Origin of the sequence: Roseibium sediminicola (assembly GCF_023156505.1) — a bacterium.
GTDB classification, from domain to species: Bacteria; Pseudomonadota; Alphaproteobacteria; order Rhizobiales; family Stappiaceae; genus Roseibium; species Roseibium sediminicola.
Genome location: NZ_JALNMJ010000012.1, coordinates 157,865 through 177,785 on the forward strand (window position 1 = coordinate 157,865; position 19,921 = coordinate 177,785).

Genomic DNA, 19,921 nt, shown 5'->3' on the forward strand with positions numbered 1-19,921 from the left:
CGGTTTCCCGGCCAGATCTTTCGTAGGGAGTTCTGTGGCCGGATTGGACAGTCCATGCGGTTTCGGATATGGCACCACGGATCGAGGCCAACAGTTTGGCCGGCAGACAGGAATAGCCTGGTCAGGCAGGAAGCATGGACGCGTATCAGTTCGGGAATTTCTTCAAGTTTGCGCCGGCGCAGCTGGGTCTGACTCCGAAGAAGCACCTGTTCATTCACATTCCCAAGAATGGCGGCATGGCCATTCGCGAAGCGCCGCAGCTGCAGGGCAGGTTGGTGATTGCCAACAGGCGCCGACTGAAAAGCAAGGCCTATGCGAACGGTCTGAAAGACCACATGGGCGGCATGGGGCGCAATCCGGGCTATGAGCACGCCCGGCTGCGGGATGTCGATCTGTCCGTGCGCGCGGCGACGCAAGCCTTTGCAATTGTCCGGAACCCCTGGTCGCGCACGGTGTCGCGTTTTAAGTTCGCGCTGCAGACGCGTGCCCATTCCGGAACCCGGCCCGACTTTTCGGAAGCCGAGTTCGACGCCTTTCTGGAGGAGCGCCACAAATGGGCGGGCGAACCCTATTTCTGGCACCGGGCGGTGTCCGGCTGGTATCCCCAGAAGGACTATGTCATCGACGAGGCGGGTAATATCGCCGCCGACATCCTGCGCCAGGAACGGCTCAGCGCGGAAATGCAGACCTATCTCGATTTCAAGAGCGAGTTGAAGCAGCGCAATGCCAGCACCTCTTCGCGAGCGCATTACCGGGACGTCTACACTGATCGCACCATTCAGATCGTTGCCGACTGGTACGCGGAGGATATCGATCTGTTCGGTTTTGACTTCGATACACCAGCGACCAGGAACGTCTTTTATGAAAATGACTGATCGCGAGTAAGGGCGGCACAGCAGTGACATCGATCGACGACCAGTTGATGGACGCATTCGGCACGGGTTCCGCCACCGAACTGTCCGTGCCGCGGGACGGTGTTGTCGCCGTGATCCTGGCCTATAACGAGGCTCTGCGCTTTCCGTATTTCCTGGAACATTACCGATCCTTGGGGATCGGCCATTTCATCGTGGTCGACAACAACTCGAACGACGGCACGGATGAGTTGCTTTCCGGTCAGCCGGATATCAGCGTGATCCGGACGGAAAAACCCTACAAGGACTATAAATCGGTCTGGCGGCAGCTGATTTGCGACCGCTACCTTGTGGACCGCTGGGTCATATTCCCCGATGTCGACGAGCTGTTCGTCTATCCGGGCTGGCCGGATCTTTCGGTCGGTGCGCTTACCGGCTATCTCGATGCCGGCGGCTACCGGGCACTGTTCACACCGATGGTGGACATGTATCCGCAAGGGCCCTTGAAGGATCTGTCCTACAAACCCGGCGACAGCTTTTTCAAGACGTCGCCCTGGTTTGACGGTTCCGGTTACCGGTATAACCCTTTGAAGGGCAGCCACGGCAAGCGGTACAAGACACCGGCCCGGCATGTCTTCGGCGGAACGCGCGAACGGCTGTTTCACCAGGAGGCAAAACGGCCGAAATCGGCCCTGGACCGGTTGCTGTTGTCCTCTGTGTTTTCGTTGCACGCCAGAACGCCGGAAACAAAAGCCGGACGCAAACTCGACCACTTGTTGTTCAAATTCGTGAAAAACGCGCTGCCGAGCCCGGCGGCCGTGCAGAGCAAGATCCCGTTGTTGAAGTGGCAGCGCGGCAATCGTTTCTCCGGCGGCGTGCACGGCATCGACAGGGCGATCGCGGTTGCGCCCGACTGGGGCGCACTGCTGCACTTCAAATATCTCGATGATTTTCAGAGCAAGGTCGCCGAGGCACTGACCCGCCAGCAGCACACGGACAATGCCGGCCACTACCGCGACTACGAAGCCCAGATGGCCGGGCTCATGGCAGAAGGGCTGCATTATACCGGAAGTGTCCGGTTTACCGGCCCGGAGGCCCTGACCCGGTGCGGGCTGTTGCGCGAAAGCGAAGCCTTGCGTCGATTGCGCAGTGGTGTTCCCGCAGGGGAGGCCCGCAATTGACCCCTGCTGGCCTGGAAAAGAAGTCCAACAGCCTGTCTGACCACTACAGCGAGATCTTTGTGCATGTCGGCATCCACCGCACCGGAACGTCGACCTTGCAGAAATATCTGCTGGCGACCCGCGATGCCCCGGAGGCCAAGGGGCTGGATGTCGTCATGCCGCAAATTGCCGGCCAGCGGGACATGCCCAATCATCGTGATGGTATCCGCGACTACATCAAGATCCATGCGCGCTTGAACCGGAAACCCTGGTTTTTGAAGCCCTTTTACCGGCGGCAGTTGAACGGGATATTCCAAGAGTATGTGGATCTGGTTTCCCCGCGTGCTCCGGTCCTGGTGTTGTCGGAGGAGAACATACTCGGACAGGCCTTTTTTCCGGAAAGACCGGGCCTTCTCTATCCGGACGCCGAGCGAAACCTACTGGCGATCCGCACGTTGACGGGTGCGAATCTGAAGCGGGTTTTTCTGGCGGTGCGCTCTTACCCGGACTTCCTGCTTTCCTACGAGATCATGCGCGAAGCCTATTTCGGCCGTGGCATCGGGCTCGACAACCTGTCCGCCTGGGCAGCGGGCCGTCTGCGTGGCTGGAAGGACATCGTTGAGATCATGGCCAGGGTGTTCCCGGAGACCGACATAGAGATCTGGCCTTATGGCGGGATCCGGATCGAACAGGAATTCACCCGGCTGACAGGACTTGATTACGCGGCGGTCTGCAAGGAGACCGGAGAAAGCGTCGTCAACGCCTCCGCCACTTACGAAGCGCTCGCTGAGATCCAGCGACTGCGAAGGGCTGGCAGGAAGCCAAAGAAACCGCAGGTGGATTCGATCCTCCAGGAAGGGGCCGGCCAGAAAATCCGTCTGGAAGATGTTTTTCCTGTCGATGCTCTCCAGCGCCTGACAGATCTCTACATGGCTGATATGGAGGCCATAGGCCGGTTGAACAACGTCATGATTTGCGGGAACGGTGGCGACGCTCGCTGAACCCGGCGGCGGTGTCCTTGAGGGTGAGATGCAGAAAGTCTACGGCAAGATAAAAAAGACCCGCATCGGCAACTGGCTGCAGGGTGACGTCACCCCGATCGACTATGAAAAACTGCCGCGGAAAATCTTTGTTTTCTGGAACACGGGTCTGGATACCGCCCCGGAGAACTGCCGGTTCTGCGTGAAAAGCTGGCAAGTGCTCAACCCCGATTGGGAACTTGTGGTGCTGGACCAGAGCGCCGCCAACGCGATCCTGCCGAGGTCAGAATTTCCGTCAGACATGGCGATCGCCCATTACGCGGATTTGCTCAGAACCAAGCTGATGCTGACCGAAGGCGGCGTCTGGGCCGACGCGACCTGTCTGTGCACCCGGCCGCTCGACGATTGGCTGCCAATGATCTTCGCCCAGACCGGTTTTTTTGCCCTGCACCGGCCCGGCCGTGACCGGGTGATCTCGAACTGGTTCCTGGCGTCCAAGCAGGAGGCCGACATTCCGAGGATCTGGCTGGACAATTCGCTGGCGTTCTGGCGGGGCCGCAAAAAGCCGCCGCGGGCCTATTTCTGGCACCACTATATGTTCGAGTATTCCTGGCTGACATCCGGCCGGTTTCGCAAGGCCTGGAAAACGGCCCCGAAACTCAGCGCGGTTCCGTTTCACCGGCTGCAAAGAACCCTACTTTCGGGCGAACTCAGCCAAAACGACAGGGATCTCATCCAGGCCATCCCGCTCCACAAGCTCTGCTACAAGCGCGGCTTCAAGGTGGACGATATCAGGACATCCATCCGCGAGATCTGGGGCGACGAGGCGGCGATGCTTCAGGAAGCGGCATGGTCAAGCAGCAGAAATGCGTCGGCGGCTGCCTTCTGAAAATCTCCGGCCAGACCTGGCTGTCGGTTTATTTGCTCCGTCATCGTGATGCTGGAAAACTTTGGGCGATGCGTGTAGGTACTGGCCAAGTCCGCACGTGCCGTAGCCGGGGCGCAGGACGACAACCCGAGGATGATATGGGTATCAAGAAGAAGCTTCGAAAAATCTTCAAAAAGCGGGGCATCCAGTTGCCCTACATCTTGATGACCGGGGAAGAAAAATACCTTCATAAGGTAGTCAACTCCGTAGGTTCCAACAACGTCGTCATCGATCTCGGCGCCCATGTCGGCAAGATCAGCAGGATGTTCGCGAAACGTGCCAAAACGGTCTACGCCTTCGAACCCAATCCGGAAACCTTCAAGGTGCTGAAGGAACGGGTCGCCGCCTACCCGAACATCGTTGCCATGCAAAAGGCGGTGTCCGATAGGGACGGGACAGCGACCCTTTACTTCGATCCGTCGGGCTCGGACCGGCCAACCGAAGGCTCCACCCTCGCAGAAGCCAAACGGGATGTGACCTATCAGAACAGTTTCGAGGTCGAAACCTTCAGCCTGCCGGGTTTCATCGAAGGTCTCGAAGATGATGTCAAGCTGATAAAGATCGACATCGAGGGGCTAGAATACCGCGTGGTCAATGATCTCATCGACAGCGGTGTCATGGCACGGGTTGGCATGGTCTATGTCGAGGATCACTGCTTCGTTGTCGAGGGGCTCGAGGCCGAGCGCGACGCCACGCTTGAAAAAATCCGGAAGCTGGGCCTGGAAGACAGGTTCCGTTTCGACTGGCCTTGACCAACGGCTTGCGTGGCTGTCAGGCGTGCCGGGGGCTGGTGAGCAGCCGGTCATAGGCCTTTACAACACCGACTTCCGAATACTGCGCCGCCAGTTTGGCGTCCCCGCCCTGGACCAGCGCCTGCCGGAGCACTTCAGAGCTGAGCACACGGCGGATCGACGCGGTCAGCGCATTGACGTCGCCGCAGCGGGAGAGCAGCCCGTTGATGCCGTCATCGATCAGCCAGCTGGGGCCGGGCGAGGCGGTTGCCACCACGGGCAGTCCGGCGTTCCAGCCTTCCAGAACAATGTTGCCGAGCGGTTCCTCGTCGGTCGGGCACAGCAGAATGTCGGCCGATTTCAGGAACGGCGAGGGATCGCGCTGCCAGCCGAGAAAATGCACGCGGTCGGTAACGCCAAGGGACACCGCCAGAGCCTTGGTTTCTTCCAGGAGCTCGCCGTCGCCGATCAGCCAGGCGTGAACGGATTCCGGTAATCCGGCGATCGCCTTGACGACGAGATCGAAACGCTTGCGTCCGACGAACCGGCCCAGGTGGATCAGTATGGTGGCGTCCTCGGGCGTGTTGAAATCAGCGCGCTTGACCGGGGCGATATTCGCGGGCAGCGGATCGACAAAGTTGCTGATCACATGCGCGCGGCTTTCCGGCCAGCCCATCTCGATCGCCTGGCGGATGATCTCCGGCGTGTTACCGATCAGGTCCTGAACGTTGCCGTAGGTGTGAAAACCGTCCGGCCAGTCGCCAAGGCGCAGGAAGGTGCGCATGCCGGGTCTCGGCTTTGGCAGCCATTTGCTGGCCGGGCTCATCCAGCCGAGGGTTGCAGTGGCGCCAAAGGCTGAAATCTGGCGGGCAATCGTCCAGCGGATGAGGTGCCGCTTGATGTGCGACCGGCTGAATTTCATTTCCCGGACATCGCAGTGTTTCGCCAATTCGTCACGCCAGGGCCGGTCCGGGCGGATGAACGCGATCTGCTCGACGCCCTTGCGCGCAAGCGCGCCCGCCAGTCGCACGAAGAACTTCTCCGCGCCGCCATCGACCCCGAGATGGATATGGGCGAGTTTTCTCAGCTGCATGGGCTGGTCAGTGGCCATCGATCACGTCGTAATAGTTATGCGCCCGCCCCATCAGGCCGCGCAGATTGCCCGAGCCCTTCATCAGCCGGATCAGGCCGTAGTAATAGAGCTTTTCGCCGCGCTTCCTGGCGAAGGGCTTGAGCACGAAGCCGACCAACGTCGCAAGCGCACCGAAGACCATGCGCCGCAGGCTTTTCGGGATGAAATGCAGTGCTGCCTTCGCGCGGCCCTCGCGCAGGACAATATTGAAGGCGCCGGACGTGGCGGCCATGTGCATGCGCGAGAGCAGGCGGCCGGTGGTCACGCGGGACGCTGGGATGTCCTCTTCGACAATGGCGTCATCGACCCAGATCATCTTGGCGCCGGCGGCGTGGGTGCGGCGGAAGAAGTCGATGTCCTCGCTGCCGAAGGTCAGCCGCTCGTCGAAGCGCAGGCCAAGGCCGTCCTTGGCGACAATACGCCCGCTCAGGATCACATTGTTGGTCGGCGCTTCCGTGATGACCGTACCGGTCGGGCGCGGTTTCAGGAGTTGGGATTTCCACCAGTGCGGCGCAGGTGTTTCGTAGATCCGGCGCACCGGGCCGTTGCCGACTTCGGCCTTGTGCTCATGGCAGGCCTTCAGGAGCTTTTCGATCCAGTCCGGCTCCGCCCTCTCGTCGTCGTCGATCAGCGCGACCCAGTCCGGATTGTGTTCGAGGGCCGCTTCGAGCGCCGTGTTGCGGGCAAAGGGAATGCCCTTGCGCTTTTCATGATGGAAAAAGACCGGCACGGACAGGCGGTCCTTCACTTCAGCGGCGGCCGCTCCGGTGAAATGCGGCTCCGGATCGTTTTCCACAACGACGATCGACATCTCCGTGTTCTCGGGTTCGATCAGATTGTCGAGGCTTTCCAGGCAGGCCTGCAGCATTTTCGGCCGCTGCGCGGTGCAAACGGCAATGACCAGTTTCTGGGTCATGCGGGAAACTCATTCCTTCCATTCGGCTTGGGGGCAGGGTTTGGCGCATGAGCGGGCCGCTGTCAAAGAGTTTCAGGGAAATTGACCTTTCCACTCCCGGAGGCCCGCGCTAGGCTCTACATCAGACACTAAAAATTCCGCAAAAGCGGGCGTGTTCTGGGAGGAAGCACATGAAGGGAATGATGATGCACCGTCCGCTGAAAATAGCGGACCTCATCACATTTGCGCGCGACACCTATCCCTCTAGCGAAATCGTTTCCGTGCGCACGGAAGGCGACATTCACCGGACAACCTACAAGGAAACCGCCGGACGCATCGCCCAGCTGGCCCATGGGCTGAAGGGTCTCGGCATCAACGAGGGCGACCGGGTTGCCACCCTTGCCTGGAACGGCTACCGGCATTTCGAGCTTTATTATGCCATCTCCGGCATCGGCGCCGTCTGCCACACGATCAACCCGCGCCTGTCCGCCGAACAGATGATCTATATCGTCAATCACGCGCAGGACCGGGTCCTGTTCGTCGATCTGACCTTCGTGCCGATTATCGAGAAGCTGCGGCCGCATTTCCCGGACGATCTTCAGGTGGTCATCATGACCGACCGGACGCATATGCCCGAAACGTCCCTGGAGGACGTTCTCTGCTACGAGGAAATTCTGGACGGCCAGGCCGCAGAGATCGACTGGCCGGACCTGCCCGAAGATCAGGCCGCCGGGCTCTGTTACACTTCCGGCACTACCGGAAATCCCAAAGGCACGATCTATTCGCACCGTTCCACGGTGCTGCATGCCTTCTCAATGTGCGTGACCATCCCCAAGGTGCTGTTTGAAGGCTCGCGCATCCTGCCCGTCGTGCCGCTGTTTCACGTCAACGCCTGGGGCCTGCCCTATGGCGCGCCGCTCTCCGGATCGAGCCTGATCTTTCCGGGCGGGGCACTGGACGGCAAGAGCCTGTTCGACCTGATGGACCGGGAAAAGGTCTTCTCAGCCTGGGGTGTGCCCACGGTCTGGATCGGCCTGATGAACGAGATCAAGCAGCGTGGCCGCCTGCCCGAGGGCTTCGGCGATATCGTCGTCGGCGGCTCCGCGGCCTCGCGCTCGCTGATCGAGGGGTTCGAGAAGGAAGGTGTGAATGTCTGCCATGCCTGGGGCATGACGGAAATGAGCCCGCTCGGCACCCAGTGCAACCTGCCGCCGGACATGGCGGATCTTCCTTTCGAAAAACGCATCGACCGCAAGCAGAGCCAGGGGCGCCGGGTCTTCGGCGTCGAGATGAAGATTGTCGATGATGAAGGCAAAAGGTTGCCTCAGGACGGCAGGACGCCGGGCCATTTGTATGTACGCGGCAACACGATCACCTCGGGCTATTTCGAGGACCCGGAAGCGTCCAAACCGGTCTTTGACGCCGAGGGCTGGTTCTGCACCGGCGACATTGCCAAGATCAGTGCGGATGGCTTCCTGACCATCACCGACCGGTCCAAGGACCTGATCAAGTCGGGCGGCGAATGGATCAGTTCGCTCGATCTGGAAAACATCGTCATGTCCCATCCGGGCGTTGCCAATTGCGCGGTGATCGCCGTACCGGACGACAAGTGGGACGAGCGCCCGCTCCTGATCGTGCAGGCCCGCGAAGATGCCCAGCCGCAAAAGGAGGAGATCCTCGGTCTTCTGGCGGAACGGGTCGCCAAGTGGCAGGTCCCGGATGACGTTGTCTATGTCGACGAACTGCCAATGACAGCGACCGGTAAGGTCTCCAAACTGACCTTGAGAAAAAATTTCGCGGAAGGTGCCGAATGACGCCCGAAACCCTGTTCGGCCTGGCCGGCAAGACCGCTCTCGTGACCGGTGGTGCGACCGGGGTCGGCCGCATGGCCGCCGAAGGCCTGATCGCGGCGGGCGCGCGCGTCCTGGTCGCCAGCCGCAAGGAAGACGCCTGTAAGGCGGCCGCCGCCGACCTCAACGAACTTGGATATTCCGGTAAGGCGGAGGGCTTTGCCGGGGATGTTTCGACGGAAGAAGGCATTGCGTCTCTGGCGGAGGAGGTTGGCCAGCGCACGGACAGTCTGGCCATTCTCATGAACAATGCCGGCACCAGCTGGGGCATGCCGCTCGGGGAGTTCCCGTATCATGCCTGGGAGCGGGTGATGCGGGTCAATGTCACGGGCCTGTTTCAACTGACCCAGGCTCTGCTGCCGCGTCTGGAAGCGGCGGCCAGCGACGATGATCCGGCGCGTGTGGTCAATGTTGGCTCCGTGATGGGCGAAACCGCCCATGGCGACCGGGCCTACAGCTACGCCGCCTCCAAGGCCGCGGTGCATCACCTGACCCGGATCCTTGCCAAGGAACTGGCGGCAAAACGCATCACGGTAAATGCCCTGGCGCCCGGACCGTTCGTGAGCAACATGACCGCCTTTGCCACTGCGGACGAGGACGTGCGGTCCAAGGTCGGCGCCCAGGTGCCGCTCGGCCGGGTCGGCCGGCCCGGCGACATTGCCGCCGCCATGCAGTATCTCTGCGGCTATGGCGGGGCTTACGTTACCGGCGCAATCCTGCCAATCAGCGGCGGCATCAATGTCGAAACCGGTCCGGATCTCTTCCAGGAGGCCTATTGAGTGTCGGTTGAGGTTTCGTCCGCACCGCTCTCCGTCGACGCGTTGAAAGCGCGGATCGGCGCGGAAGTTGGCGTTTCGTCCTGGGTCCGGATTGATCAGGCGAAGATCGACGCCTTTGCCGACGTCACCGGCGATCACCAGTACATCCATGTCGACCCTGAGCGGGCCGCCGATACGCCCTTCGGCGGCACGATTGCCCACGGGTTCCTGACCCTGTCGCTGCTGTCGGCAATGGCGCTGGAGGCTCAGCCGAAGATCACGGGAGCGGAAATGGGCATCAATTACGGCTTCGACAAGGTGCGCTTTCTTGCGCCGGTCAAGGCAGGCACCCGGCTGCGCGGCCGGTTCAAACTGGCCGCGCTGAGCCAGCCGAAACCGACCGAGCTCGACATCACCTGGGCCTCGACCGTCGAAATTGAGGGCGAAAGGCGGCCCGCGCTCGCAGCCGACTGGCTGAACCGGTTTTACCTGAAAAAAGAGGACAAGAGCTGATGCTGAAGGCACGATCCCTGCCGAAGGCGCTGCAAGGCCTGAGACTGCCGGCCGTGGCCGCACCGCTGTTCATCGTCTCCTGTCCCGATCTGGTCATTGCCCAGTGCAAGGCGGGCATCATCGGCAGCTTTCCGGCGCTGAATGCCCGCGACGAACCGGACGGTCCGGTGATGCTGGAAGTCTGGCTGCGAGAGATCACCGAGGCACTCGACAAACACAATCAGGCCCATCCGGACACTCCGGCCGCGCCCTTTGCGGTCAACCAGATCGTGCACCGCTCCAACGAGCGCCTGGAACGCGATATCGAGATTTGCGCCCGCTGGAAGGTGCCCATCTGGATCACTTCAATGGGTGCGCGGGTCGATGTCAACGAGGCGGCGCACGCCTGCGGCGGCATTGCGCTCCATGACGTCATCAACAACACCTATGCCCGAAAGGCGGTCGAAAAAGGCGCCGACGGGCTGATCGCGGTCGCGGCGGGCGCCGGCGGCCATGGCGGCCCGCAATCGCCCTTTGCCCTAGTGCGCGAGATCCGGGAATGGTTTGACGGCCCGCTGCTGCTGGGTGGCGCCGTTTCCACCGGCGAGGCGCTCTTGGCGGCCCGGGTGCTCGGTGCCGATTTCGGCTATGTCGGCTCGCCCTTCGTGGCGACCGACGAGGCCAACGCGGACAAGACCTACAAGGAGATGATGGTGGTGGCCGGCGCCGAGGACGTGCTCACATCCTCGCTCTTCACCGGCCATCCGGCGAACTATCTCAAGGGCTCAATCCGGAACGTCGGCCTCGACCCGGACAATCTGCCGGACAGCTGGGAGGTCAGCGTGATGCCCGACGACAGCCCGAAGCCGAAAGCATGGCGCGAGATCTGGGGTGCTGGGCAGGGCATTGGCGCGATCAAATCCGTTGGCCCTGCCGCCGCAGTGGTCGACCGCCTCGAAACCGAATACCGCGCCGCGTGCCAGCGCCTGCGCGACGAAATCTGCTAGGGGGATCTGATGGATCTTGGAATATCCGACAAGGTTGCGCCGCTGATCGATCAGGTCCGCCGGATGGTCGAGACCGAGATCGCGCCGCTCGATCAGGAATATCATGAGGAAGTCGGCAAGCACCCGTCCGGCGACCGTTTCCAGATGACCGACCGGCAGCGGGAGATCCTCGACAGCCTCAAGGCCAAAGCCAAGGAGCGCGGTCTCTGGAATTTTTGGCTGACGGACAGCGACAAGGGCTTCGGGCTTTCGACCGTCGAATACGCCTATCTCGCCGAGGAAATGGGCAAAGTCGGCATTGCCGCGGAAGTCTTCAATTGCAACGCGCCGGACACCGGCAACATGGAGGTGCTGGAGCGCTACGGCACCGAGGCCCACAAGGACCGCTGGCTGAAACCGCTGCTGAACGGTGACATCCGTTCCGCCTATCTGATGACCGAGCCGGACGTGGCTTCCTCAGACGCTACCAATATTGCGCTTACCGGGAGGAAGGATGGCGAAAGCTGGGTGCTCGACGGTGACAAATGGTGGGCGACAGGCGCCGGCGATCCGCGCTGTGCGCTTTATATCGTCATGGCTGCGACGGACCCGGAGGCGCACAAGCACAGCCGCCATTCCATGTTCCTGGTACCGGCCGACGCGCCCGGCATCGAGGTTCTGAGGCCGATGCATGTCTTTGGCGCCGATGATGCGCCGCACGGCCATATGCATATCCGCTTCACCAATGTCCGCGTGCCGCAGGAAGATCTGGTGCTCGGCGAGGGCCGTGGTTTCGAAGTCGCCCAGGGTCGGCTCGGCCCGGGCCGCATCCATCACTGCATGCGTGCCATTGGCCAGGCGGAAAAGGCGCTGGAGATGTTGTGCCAGCGGGCCATGTCGCGGGAGGCCTTCGGCAAGAAGCTGATGGATCTCGGCGCCAATTACGACATCATCGCCAATGCGCGCATGGAGATCGAAATGGCCCGCCTGCTGTGCCTGAAGGCCGCCTGGGTCATGGACACGCAGGGCACGCGCGCCGCCCAGCCCTGGATCAGCCAGATCAAGGTGGTCGCGCCGCTGACGGCGCTGAAGGTGGTCGACGAGGCCATGCAGGTTCATGGCGCCGCCGGCATCAGCCAGGACTTTCCACTCGCCGCCATGTGGACCCATCTGCGCACGCTTCGCTTCGCCGACGGCCCGGACGCGGTCCACCGCCGCCAGGTCGCCCGCACGGAGCTTCGGAAGTATTCCAACGGGAAGCTGTGATGGTGGTTGCTCCTTCTTCTTCTGGACCTGCACCGCCCACCTGCAGCCTCGCCTCACTCAACATCGTCATCCTGAGGAGCCGCGATAGCGGCGTCTCGAAGGATCTGCCGCTTGTCCTGGAATTTGCCGCCGATCCTTCGAGACAGCGCTGCGCGCTTCCTCAGGATGACGGAGGGGGGAGGAGAGGCACTGAGCAGGGTAACGTCGTGGCCGGAGGCCGCCACCCATGACCGCCTCCGGACAAGACCTCGATCTTTCCTCCCTCACCTCCTGGCTGGAGCAAAACCTGCCGGGCTTCAAAGGGCCGCTCATTGCCGAAAAATTCAACCGCGGCCAGTCCAACCCGACCTTCCGGCTGAAAGCCGCCTCGGGCGACTATGTCCTGCGCCGCAAGCCGCCTGGCGTGCTTCTGAAATCAGCCCATGCTGTCGACCGGGAATTTCGGGTGCAAAAGGCGCTGGCTGGTTCCGATGTTCCCGTCGCGAAGATGCATGTGCTCTGCGAGGACGACAGCGTCATCGGCTCGGCCTTCTACATCATGGACCTGGTCCGGGGCCGCAATTTCGACGACCCACGTGTGCCGGACGTCGATGCGGTGACACGGCGCGGCCTCTATGACGAGATGAACCGGGTGCTCGCCGCCATTCACGGCATTGACCTTGAGGCGCGTGGCCTTGCCGACTTTGGACCCTCCGGAAACTACTATCGTCGCCAGATCGACCGCTGGACCAAACAGTACCGGGCCAGCGAAACCGGCACCATTCCGGCAATGGACGAGCTGATCGACTGGCTCGATCAAAACGTTCCGCAAGACGACGGCCGGCGCACTTTGGTTCACGGCGACTACCGCATCGACAATCTGCTCTTTGCCGAAGAAAGTCCGGCCTGTGTTGCTGTGCTCGACTGGGAACTCTCCACCATCGGTCATCCTTTCGCCGATCTCGCCGCGCTGATCATGCAGTGGCAGCGGCCGCCGGGCACCGAGGGCCGCGGGCTTGCCGGAGTTGACCGCAAGACACTCGGCATTCCGGACGACCAGGTCTTCCTCGACGCCTACTGTGCCCGCATGGGGCTCCCGGGCATCGCGGAGTTCGGCTTCTACCTCGCATTTGCCTTCTTCCGCATGGGAGCGATCCTGCAGGGCGTGAAAAAACGCGCGCTGGACGGCAATGCCTCCAATCCGGATCTGGGCCTGAGGCTGGGGGCAAGCGTGCCGGAGTATGCCGCCGGGGGGCTGGAAGCGGCGAAGTCGGTTTAGTCGGGAACCATTGATGTTACAGTTGTAGGTATAAAAAACCGAAAAACCTAACCGTTGTCATCTCGGGCGGAGCAAAGCGAAGACCCGGGACCCGGTAAACGCAAGCTTGGGAAAAAACCCCGGACGCTGCGGCGTATTGGGTCCCGGTCTTGGCTGCGCCAAACCGGGATGACAAGCCGGGAGTGAGGTGCCGGAAACATAAGGCGAAGGGTTATCCCCGCGCATTCATCTCCGCAAACGTTTCCCCGCTCGCGGCCATCTTCCGCAGCAGCTCCGGCACCTTCCAGTAATAGCCGTCTTCCTTGGCGTAGTCCTCGATGCGCCGCACCAGGTCCGCCGCTCCGATGACGTCCGCCGTGTGCATCGGCCCACCGCGGAAACGGGGGAAGCCGTAACCATTCAGGAAGACCGCGTCGATGTCGATCGGCCGGAGCGCGATGCCTTCTTCCAGGACACGGGTGCCTTCGGCGATCATCGCGGTCATGAAACGGCTGACGATCTCTTCCGGGGTGAAGCTGCGCGGGCGCACGCCGGCCTTCTCCCGCTCAGCGTCGATGATCGCGAGCGCGTCTGGATTGGGCCTGGGGCCCTCGTCGTCATAGATATAAAAACCTTGACCGGTCTTGCGGCCGAACCAGCCGTTTTCGCAGATCCGGTCGGCGATCGGGATATAGCGCTCCTCGGCCGGGCGGGTTGCCGCGCGCCGCTTGTTGGCGGCCCAGCTGATATCGAGGCCGGCGAGATCGGCGACCTGGTAAGGGCCCATGGCAAAGCCGAAACCGCGCATGGCCGTGTCGATCTCTTCCGGCGAGGCGCCGTCCATCATCATGTAGTCGGCGGCCTTCTTGTAGAAGGTCATGATGCGGTTGCCGATGAAGCCGTCGCAGACGCCGGAACGCACCGCGATCTTCTTGAGCTTCTTGGCAAGCGCGAAGCCGGTTGCGACCACTTCCGGGGCGGTCTTGTCGGCAACCACCACTTCCAGAAGGCGCATCACATGGGCGGGCGAAAAGAAATGCAGGCCGATCACGTCCGCTGGCCGGGAGGTGGTGGCGGCGATGTCGTTGATGTCGAGATAGGAGGTGTTGGAGGCCAGCACCGCGCCCTGTTTGCAGACCTTGTCCAGGGTTCCGAAAATCTCGCGCTTGACGCTCATTTCCTCGAACACGGCCTCAATCACCAGATCAACGTCGCTGAGGGCGGTAAGATCCGTGGACGTGCTCAGTTTCGAGGACAGAATTTCCTCGCGCCCGTCCGTGCTCAGCTTGCCGCGCTTGACGGCCCCGTCGAGGTTTTTGGCAATCGTGTCCGTGCCCCGGTCGAGGCCGGCTTGATCGCGTTCGGTCAGGGTGACGGGCAGACCGGCCAGCAGCGCCGCCGTGGCGATACCCGATCCCATGGTGCCGCCGCCGATGACGCCGATGGCCTGAATATCGCGCGGTTCGGCCGAGGCCTCGGGAACCTTGGCAACCGCCCGTTCGGAGAAAAACGCATGGATCAGGCCGGCGCGCTGGGGGCTGTCCATGCAGGCGTTGTAGAGCCGGCGCTCCTCCGCCATGCCCTCCTTGATAGGCAGATGGCAGGCAGCGACCGCGTCGACGCATTTATGCGGCGAGAACAGTTGCGCCTGCGTTTTGGCGAGCTTGGCGCGCATCGCTTCGAGGGCGGCTTGGTCCGGTGCGGCTTCGATTTCCCCGGTCTTGCGGCGGGGCAGGGTTCCGGACACCAGATCCTCCGCGGCGCTGAGGGCGACTTCACGCGGATCGCCTTCGGCTATGCGGTCGATCAGGCCGTTCTCCAGCGCATCCTGCGTCGAGACCGGTTTGCCGGACGTGATCATCTCAAGCGCGAAGGCAACGCCGGCAAGCCGGGGCGCCCGCTGGGTGCCGCCGGCGCCGGGCAGAATGCCGAGCGTGACTTCCGGCAGACCGACCTTGGTGCCCTTGAGCGCGACGCGTGCGTGGCAGGACAGGGCGACTTCCAGCCCTCCGCCGAGCGTGGTGCCGTGCAGGACGCAGACAATCGGCTTTTCGCTGTCTTCGATGAAATTGCACAGCTCCGGCAGCCACGGATCCTGCGGCGGCTTGCCGAATTCGCGGATATCGGCGCCGGCGATGAAGGTGCGGCCCTTTCCGTAAAGCGCGATCACCTCGACATCCACGCGCTGCTGCAAGGTTTCGACGGCCTGCCACAGGCCGGAGCGCACGGCATGGGAAGCAGCGTTGACCGGCGGATTGTCCAGCGCAATCAGGCCGATCTTGCCGATGATTTCAATGGAAACAACGTCATTGACGGCGTTGGCGCCGGCAAGGGTGTCAGATGGCATGAAGTCCTCCCAGGGCCGCTTCGGATGAGCGGATTCGTGGCCGGATTGTCAATTCTAAGGAAGGCTTGTCAAGCTGTCCGAAAAGGCCAACCGGCGATGTTCAGGATTGGCGATCAGGGTTTTGGCGGCGCTTTGGGCGTGAACGCGCAGCGATCCGGTTTCACATCTACGAGAGCTGTGCCGTCCAGGCAGTCGAGGCCGCGCACGGTGAGGATCGGACCGTCGACCGCAACAAGCGTTACCAGCGAGGTGCCGATCGGATTTGGCCGGACCGGCGAGCGCAGGGCGAAGGTGCCGAAGGTGCTGTCGCTGTGGCCCGGGTTTTGAACCACCAGGTCGCGCCGTGCCCGGTCCAGCCAGTAAAGCAGTTCGATCCGCTCGTAATCCTCGATGCCTTTGAGTGCCGGCACCCAGGGCTCGAAGATTTCGACACGGCACTCCGGGCCGTCCGGCTTGCCCTGGCGCGGGCAGTCCTTGCGGTCTGTCCACGGCGTGTGGATCCGGCCGATGAAATAGAGACGGGCATCGTCCGGGTTCGGCACCGGAACCCTGATCTCATGCGGTCGGATATCGGTCATATCGTTTGTTCCAAATCAGTACCTCAGGGCGACAGCCAGCGGACGGCGCCGTGATGGTTAAGGTCATAGCCGCCAAGGGCTGCCGCCTTGTCGGCAAAGTCCTGGCTGCGCATGAAGGCAAATAGCCGTTGAAGCGGTTCGGTGAAATAGGCCTTGCGGTCCACCAGCAGGTCGAACTGTTCCTCGACCAGCGGCAGAAAGGTCAGCCGGAAGGGTTTGGCCATGGTCTCCAGCCCGAGCGCGGCGTCGGCCTCGCCGCCGGCGACCGCGGCGGCGGCATCGTTTTCGGTATGGGCCGGGCTCTTGGCGCAGGCCAGATCGGCTTCGCTGAGGCCGGCCTCCTCGAGCAGGCGGGCAAACAGAAGGGCGGTGCCCGCACCGGACTGGCGCAAGGCGATCCGTTTGCCTTTGAGATCGGCCACGGACCGGATGCTTGCCGAGGCTTCTTGCGAGATCAGCAAGCCGCGCTTGCGCGTCGCAAAGGCGATCAGTACGGCGTTCCGCAGTCCGTTTTGGTTGACGGTGCCGATGTTCCAGCCGGTTTCCTCGGGCAGGTGCAGACCGGCCAGGGCCGCGGCCCCGGTCTCGAACTGGTGCAGGCCGTCCGCGCTGCCGTTGCAAAGCGTTGCCAGCCCGCAACCGGAGGCGTGGATTGCCCAGTCGAGCAGCGGGTCGTGCGATCCGGCGAGCACATTAGGACGCTCGGTACCGGAAACGCCGTCCGTACCTTCGATCCAGGCTTTCAGCTCCTGAGCGGGAAACAGCAGTTTTCCGGTGATACGCCGGTGCGGGATCTCGTCGGCGGCCGCCAGGTCGTAGACCTTGCGCTCCTTGACCCTGAGCAGGTCGGCGACTTCCTTTGTGGTCAGAAATTGCGGCTGGCCGGCGTCCGGGTGTTTCAACATGTTGGCAATCGTCTCTCTTTGGAATCCGGCGAGTCACGCCCGCAGACCCGGATTCCATCTTTGGTCAGGAACTTAGCGGAGGTTGCGGGGGCTGCACAAGATCATCGCGACCAAGCGCCGGAAGCGGAACTTTTTTGCGGAGGACTGCTGCGGTCCGGAAAAGGCTGCCCGAATTACCGGTGACGCAACGACACCATTTCGTGACGCACTTGCGCAGTAGCGGTCAGTAAACAGGGATCATTCTATTTGAGACAGGTTTAAAGCCAACGACACTGTGCACGAAAACTACCGCGCCCCGGGGAAGATAATCTTTTCCCTGGGGTGTTCGTGTTGAGTAAAAAATTCCCGCCTATATCGCGTTGCAAAATATTCAGCCGGTAGCTGACTAAAAAATATACATTTTTTTGCATTGCCCCCTTTCCATGATGAAGCAATTTTGTTTTTCTATGCGCAACCGCGCTGGCCGGCTGCTCGGCGAGGCGAAAGCTTCCCGAGCGGTTTACGGGTGTGTGCTCAATAATAATGAACCAGACTTGGGGACAATATGGCGAATACACGGGGCGCTGCTGTTAAGTATGACAGCGTTCAAAAGAGCTATGACGGCGAAAGCCTGGTCGTAAAGAACCTCAACCTCGATATCCCGCCGGGCGAATTCCTGACCATGCTCGGGCCGTCCGGATCCGGAAAGACAACCTGCCTGATGATGCTGGCGGGTTTCGAACCGGCCACGCACGGCGAGATCTATCTCAACGATCGTCCGATCAACAACGTGCCGCCGCACAAGCGCGGCATCGGCATGGTATTCCAGAACTACGCGCTGTTCCCGCACATGACTGTCGCGGAAAACCTGGCGTTTCCGCTGCAGGTCCGCAATGTCGGCAAGGCGGATCAGGAAGCCAAGGTCAAGCGTGCACTGGAAATGGTCGAGCTGGGTGCCTTCGGCAACCGCCGTCCGGCACAATTGTCCGGCGGTCAGCAGCAGCGTGTCGCGGTCGCCCGCGCCCTGGTGTTCGATCCGGAACTGGTTCTGATGGATGAGCCGCTCGGCGCGCTCGACAAGCAGCTGCGCGAGCAGATGCAGTATGAAATCAAGCACATTCACGAGAATCTGGGCGTGACAGTGGTCTATGTCACCCACGACCAGACCGAGGCTCTGACCATGTCGGACCGGGTGGCCGTCTTCAATGACGGCGTCATCCAGCAGCTGTCGACGCCGGACGATCTCTACGAGGACCCGCAGAATTCCTTCGTTGCCCAGTTCATCGGCGAGAACAACAAGCTGGACGGCAAGGTGGTCGACATCCAGGGTGAGGAATGCCTCGTTGAACTGGATGACGGCACCAAGCTGAAGGCCGACAAGGTCAACGTCAACGCCGTCGGTGACAGGACAACCCTGTCGCTGCGGCCGGAGCGGGTCGAGTTCGACACGACTGACGACATGGACAATCTGGTCAATGGCCGGATTGAGGAACTCATCTATCTCGGCGACCACATTCGCGTTCGCATGAATGTCGCCGGCAATGACGAGTTCATCATCAAGGTTCGCAACCGCGGAGAGAAGCGCAAGCTGGATGTCGGCGAAACAGTCCGTGTGGGCTGGGCGCTGAACGACTGCAAAGCGCTCGACGCGGCTGGCTGAATTCGCGCGGCGGCTGGTTCGCGGCCGCCAGCGATAACGACGGAAGCAATCCGTTCAATCCTAAAAGAGGGAGCTAACTCAAATGAAGCTCAAGACTGTAATCCTTGCAGGTACCGCTCTGGCCTTCGCCGGCAGCTCGGCACTTGCCACAGACCTGACGCTTGTCTCCTGGGGCGGCGCCTACCAGGCGTCCCAGAAGGCTGCTTACGCTGATCCGTATACGGCCGACAACCCGGACATCACAGTGATTTGGGACGAGTCCTCCGCTGAAGCCGTGGCCAAGCTGCGCGCCATGAACGAAGCCGGCAACATCACCTGGGACCTCGTCGACGTGGTTGCGTCTGACGCCATCCGCCTGTGCGACGAAGGCCTGGCCTTGGAAATCGATCCGGACACCGACCTGGCCGCTGCGCCGGACGGCACCCCGGCTTCCGAAGATTTCGGTGACCTTCTGGTCTCCGAGTGCTTCATTCCGCAGATCGTCTACTCCACCACCTTCGGCTACCGTTCCGACGTTGCCGACTGGGGCGGCAAGGAGCCGGACGACATCTGTGACGTGTTCGATCTGGAAGCTTTCCCGGGCAAGCGCTCGCTGGAAAAACGCCCGATCAACAACATGGAATGGGCTCTTCTGTGTGACGGCGTCGCAAAAGAAGAGGTCTATGACGTTCTGGAAACCGAAGAAGGCCAGGACCGTGCGTTTGCCAAGCTCGACACCATCAAGGACAACGTTGTCTGGTGGTCGGCCGGTGCGGAAACCCCGCAGCTTCTCGCCGACAGCGAAGTCGTGATCGGGTCCACCTATAACGGTCGCCTGTTCGCTCTGATCGAAGAGCAGAAGCAGCCGGTGAAGATGCTCTGGGACGCCCAGGTGTTCGACCTTGACGGCTGGATCATCCCGGCCGGTCTTCCGGAAGACCGCCTCGCCGAAGTGAAGAAATTCGTCAAATACGCCACCGACACACAGCGTCTGGCGGATCAGGCGAAATACATTTCCTACGGCCCGGCCCGCAAGTCGTCCGCTCCGCTGGTCGGCAAGCACGCCTCCCTCGGCATCGACATGGCTCCGCACATGCCGACGGATCCGGAAAACGCCAAGAACACCTTCCTCTATAACTATGAGTGGTGGGCGGATTACCGTGACGACATCGACGCCAAATTCCAGGCGTGGCTCGCACAGTAAGCC

18 protein-coding genes are annotated in these 19,921 nt (G+C 61.7%); 13 read left to right on the top strand and 5 right to left on the bottom strand.

Annotation, left to right across the window (positions count from 1 at the left end; translation table 11 throughout):
- Nucleotides 1-134: 134 nt before the first annotated feature.
- The 5 genes from M0H32_RS17550 (at nucleotide 135) to M0H32_RS17570 (ending at nucleotide 4,671) form a co-directional block, all read left to right on the top strand.
- The gene (locus tag M0H32_RS17550; RefSeq protein ID WP_248156288.1) at nucleotides 135-875 is read left to right on the top strand and encodes a sulfotransferase family 2 domain-containing protein; all 741 of its coding nucleotides are present in this window, start codon (nucleotides 135-137) and stop codon (nucleotides 873-875) included.
- A 23-nt stretch (nucleotides 876-898) separates the two neighbouring features.
- A complete protein-coding gene (locus M0H32_RS17555) occupies nucleotides 899-2,032 on the top strand; it encodes a glycosyltransferase family 2 protein (protein ID WP_248156290.1) in 1,134 nt (377 codons plus the stop codon).
- A complete protein-coding gene (locus M0H32_RS17560; RefSeq protein WP_248156292.1) occupies nucleotides 2,029-3,012 on the top strand; it encodes a hypothetical protein in 984 nt (327 codons plus the stop codon). Before M0H32_RS17555 ends, M0H32_RS17560 begins: the two co-directional genes overlap by 4 nt.
- 28 nt (nucleotides 3,013-3,040) lie before the next feature.
- Nucleotides 3,041-3,880, top strand: a complete 840-nt coding sequence (locus M0H32_RS17565; protein ID WP_248156294.1) for a capsular polysaccharide synthesis protein — start codon at nucleotides 3,041-3,043, stop codon at nucleotides 3,878-3,880.
- Nucleotides 3,881-4,017: 137 nt separating this feature from the next.
- Complete coding sequence (locus M0H32_RS17570) at nucleotides 4,018-4,671, top strand: FkbM family methyltransferase (RefSeq protein ID WP_248156296.1); 654 nt, start codon at nucleotides 4,018-4,020, stop codon at nucleotides 4,669-4,671.
- A 19-nt stretch (nucleotides 4,672-4,690) separates the two neighbouring features.
- On the opposite strand, the gene M0H32_RS17575 is transcribed toward M0H32_RS17570, so the two are convergent.
- Both M0H32_RS17575 and M0H32_RS17580 read right to left on the bottom strand, forming a co-directional pair.
- Entirely contained in the window at nucleotides 4,691-5,761 is a 1,071-nt protein-coding gene (locus M0H32_RS17575) for a glycosyltransferase (RefSeq protein ID WP_248156298.1), read from the bottom strand.
- On the bottom strand, nucleotides 5,751-6,698 hold the full coding sequence (locus tag M0H32_RS17580; protein WP_248156300.1) for a glycosyltransferase family 2 protein: 948 nt from the start codon (nucleotides 6,696-6,698) through the stop codon (nucleotides 5,751-5,753). Before M0H32_RS17580 ends, M0H32_RS17575 begins: the two co-directional genes overlap by 11 nt.
- A gap of 170 nt (nucleotides 6,699-6,868) precedes the next feature.
- Here M0H32_RS17580 and M0H32_RS17585 point away from each other — a divergent pair, with 170 nt between their 5' ends.
- The 6 genes from M0H32_RS17585 (at nucleotide 6,869) to M0H32_RS17610 (ending at nucleotide 13,287) form a co-directional block, all read left to right on the top strand.
- Entirely contained in the window at nucleotides 6,869-8,491 is a 1,623-nt protein-coding gene (locus tag M0H32_RS17585) for a long-chain fatty acid--CoA ligase (RefSeq protein ID WP_248156302.1), read from the top strand.
- Nucleotides 8,488-9,306, top strand: a complete 819-nt coding sequence (locus M0H32_RS17590; protein ID WP_248156304.1) for an SDR family NAD(P)-dependent oxidoreductase — start codon at nucleotides 8,488-8,490, stop codon at nucleotides 9,304-9,306. The genes M0H32_RS17585 and M0H32_RS17590 overlap by 4 nt, the downstream gene beginning before the upstream one ends.
- A complete protein-coding gene (locus M0H32_RS17595; protein WP_248156306.1) occupies nucleotides 9,307-9,798 on the top strand; it encodes a MaoC family dehydratase in 492 nt (163 codons plus the stop codon).
- Nucleotides 9,798-10,784, top strand: a complete 987-nt coding sequence (locus tag M0H32_RS17600; protein WP_248156308.1) for an NAD(P)H-dependent flavin oxidoreductase — start codon at nucleotides 9,798-9,800, stop codon at nucleotides 10,782-10,784. Before M0H32_RS17595 ends, M0H32_RS17600 begins: the two co-directional genes overlap by 1 nt.
- Before the next feature lie 9 nt (nucleotides 10,785-10,793).
- Nucleotides 10,794-12,029, top strand: coding sequence for an acyl-CoA dehydrogenase family protein (locus M0H32_RS17605; RefSeq protein WP_248156310.1), 1,236 nt, complete (start codon nucleotides 10,794-10,796; stop codon nucleotides 12,027-12,029).
- Nucleotides 12,030-12,255: 226 nt separating this feature from the next.
- A complete protein-coding gene (locus tag M0H32_RS17610; RefSeq protein ID WP_248156312.1) occupies nucleotides 12,256-13,287 on the top strand; it encodes a phosphotransferase family protein in 1,032 nt (343 codons plus the stop codon).
- A gap of 211 nt (nucleotides 13,288-13,498) precedes the next feature.
- Here M0H32_RS17610 and M0H32_RS17615 read toward each other — a convergent pair whose 3' ends face one another.
- The 3 genes from M0H32_RS17615 to M0H32_RS17625 form a co-directional block, all read right to left on the bottom strand.
- Complete coding sequence (locus M0H32_RS17615; RefSeq protein WP_248156315.1) at nucleotides 13,499-15,613, bottom strand: 3-hydroxyacyl-CoA dehydrogenase NAD-binding domain-containing protein; 2,115 nt, start codon at nucleotides 15,611-15,613, stop codon at nucleotides 13,499-13,501.
- 113 nt (nucleotides 15,614-15,726) lie between these two features.
- On the bottom strand, nucleotides 15,727-16,191 hold the full coding sequence (tsaA, locus tag M0H32_RS17620) for a tRNA (N6-threonylcarbamoyladenosine(37)-N6)-methyltransferase TrmO (protein ID WP_248156317.1): 465 nt from the start codon (nucleotides 16,189-16,191) through the stop codon (nucleotides 15,727-15,729).
- Nucleotides 16,192-16,214: 23 nt separating this feature from the next.
- Nucleotides 16,215-17,096 carry a substrate-binding domain-containing protein gene (locus M0H32_RS17625; RefSeq protein WP_248156320.1) on the bottom strand — a complete coding sequence of 294 codons (882 nt, stop codon included), beginning with the start codon at nucleotides 17,094-17,096 and terminating at the stop codon, nucleotides 16,215-16,217.
- A gap of 544 nt (nucleotides 17,097-17,640) precedes the next feature.
- Between M0H32_RS17625 and M0H32_RS17630 the strand changes: the two genes are divergently transcribed.
- Nucleotides 17,641-18,735: an ABC transporter ATP-binding protein gene (locus M0H32_RS17630; protein ID WP_248156322.1), complete on the top strand. Its 1,095-nt coding sequence runs from the start codon at nucleotides 17,641-17,643 to the stop codon at nucleotides 18,733-18,735.
- Between the two features lie 82 nt (nucleotides 18,736-18,817).
- Nucleotides 18,818-19,918: an extracellular solute-binding protein gene (locus M0H32_RS17635; protein ID WP_248156324.1), complete on the top strand. Its 1,101-nt coding sequence runs from the start codon at nucleotides 18,818-18,820 to the stop codon at nucleotides 19,916-19,918.
- Nucleotides 19,919-19,921: the final 3 nt, after the last annotated feature.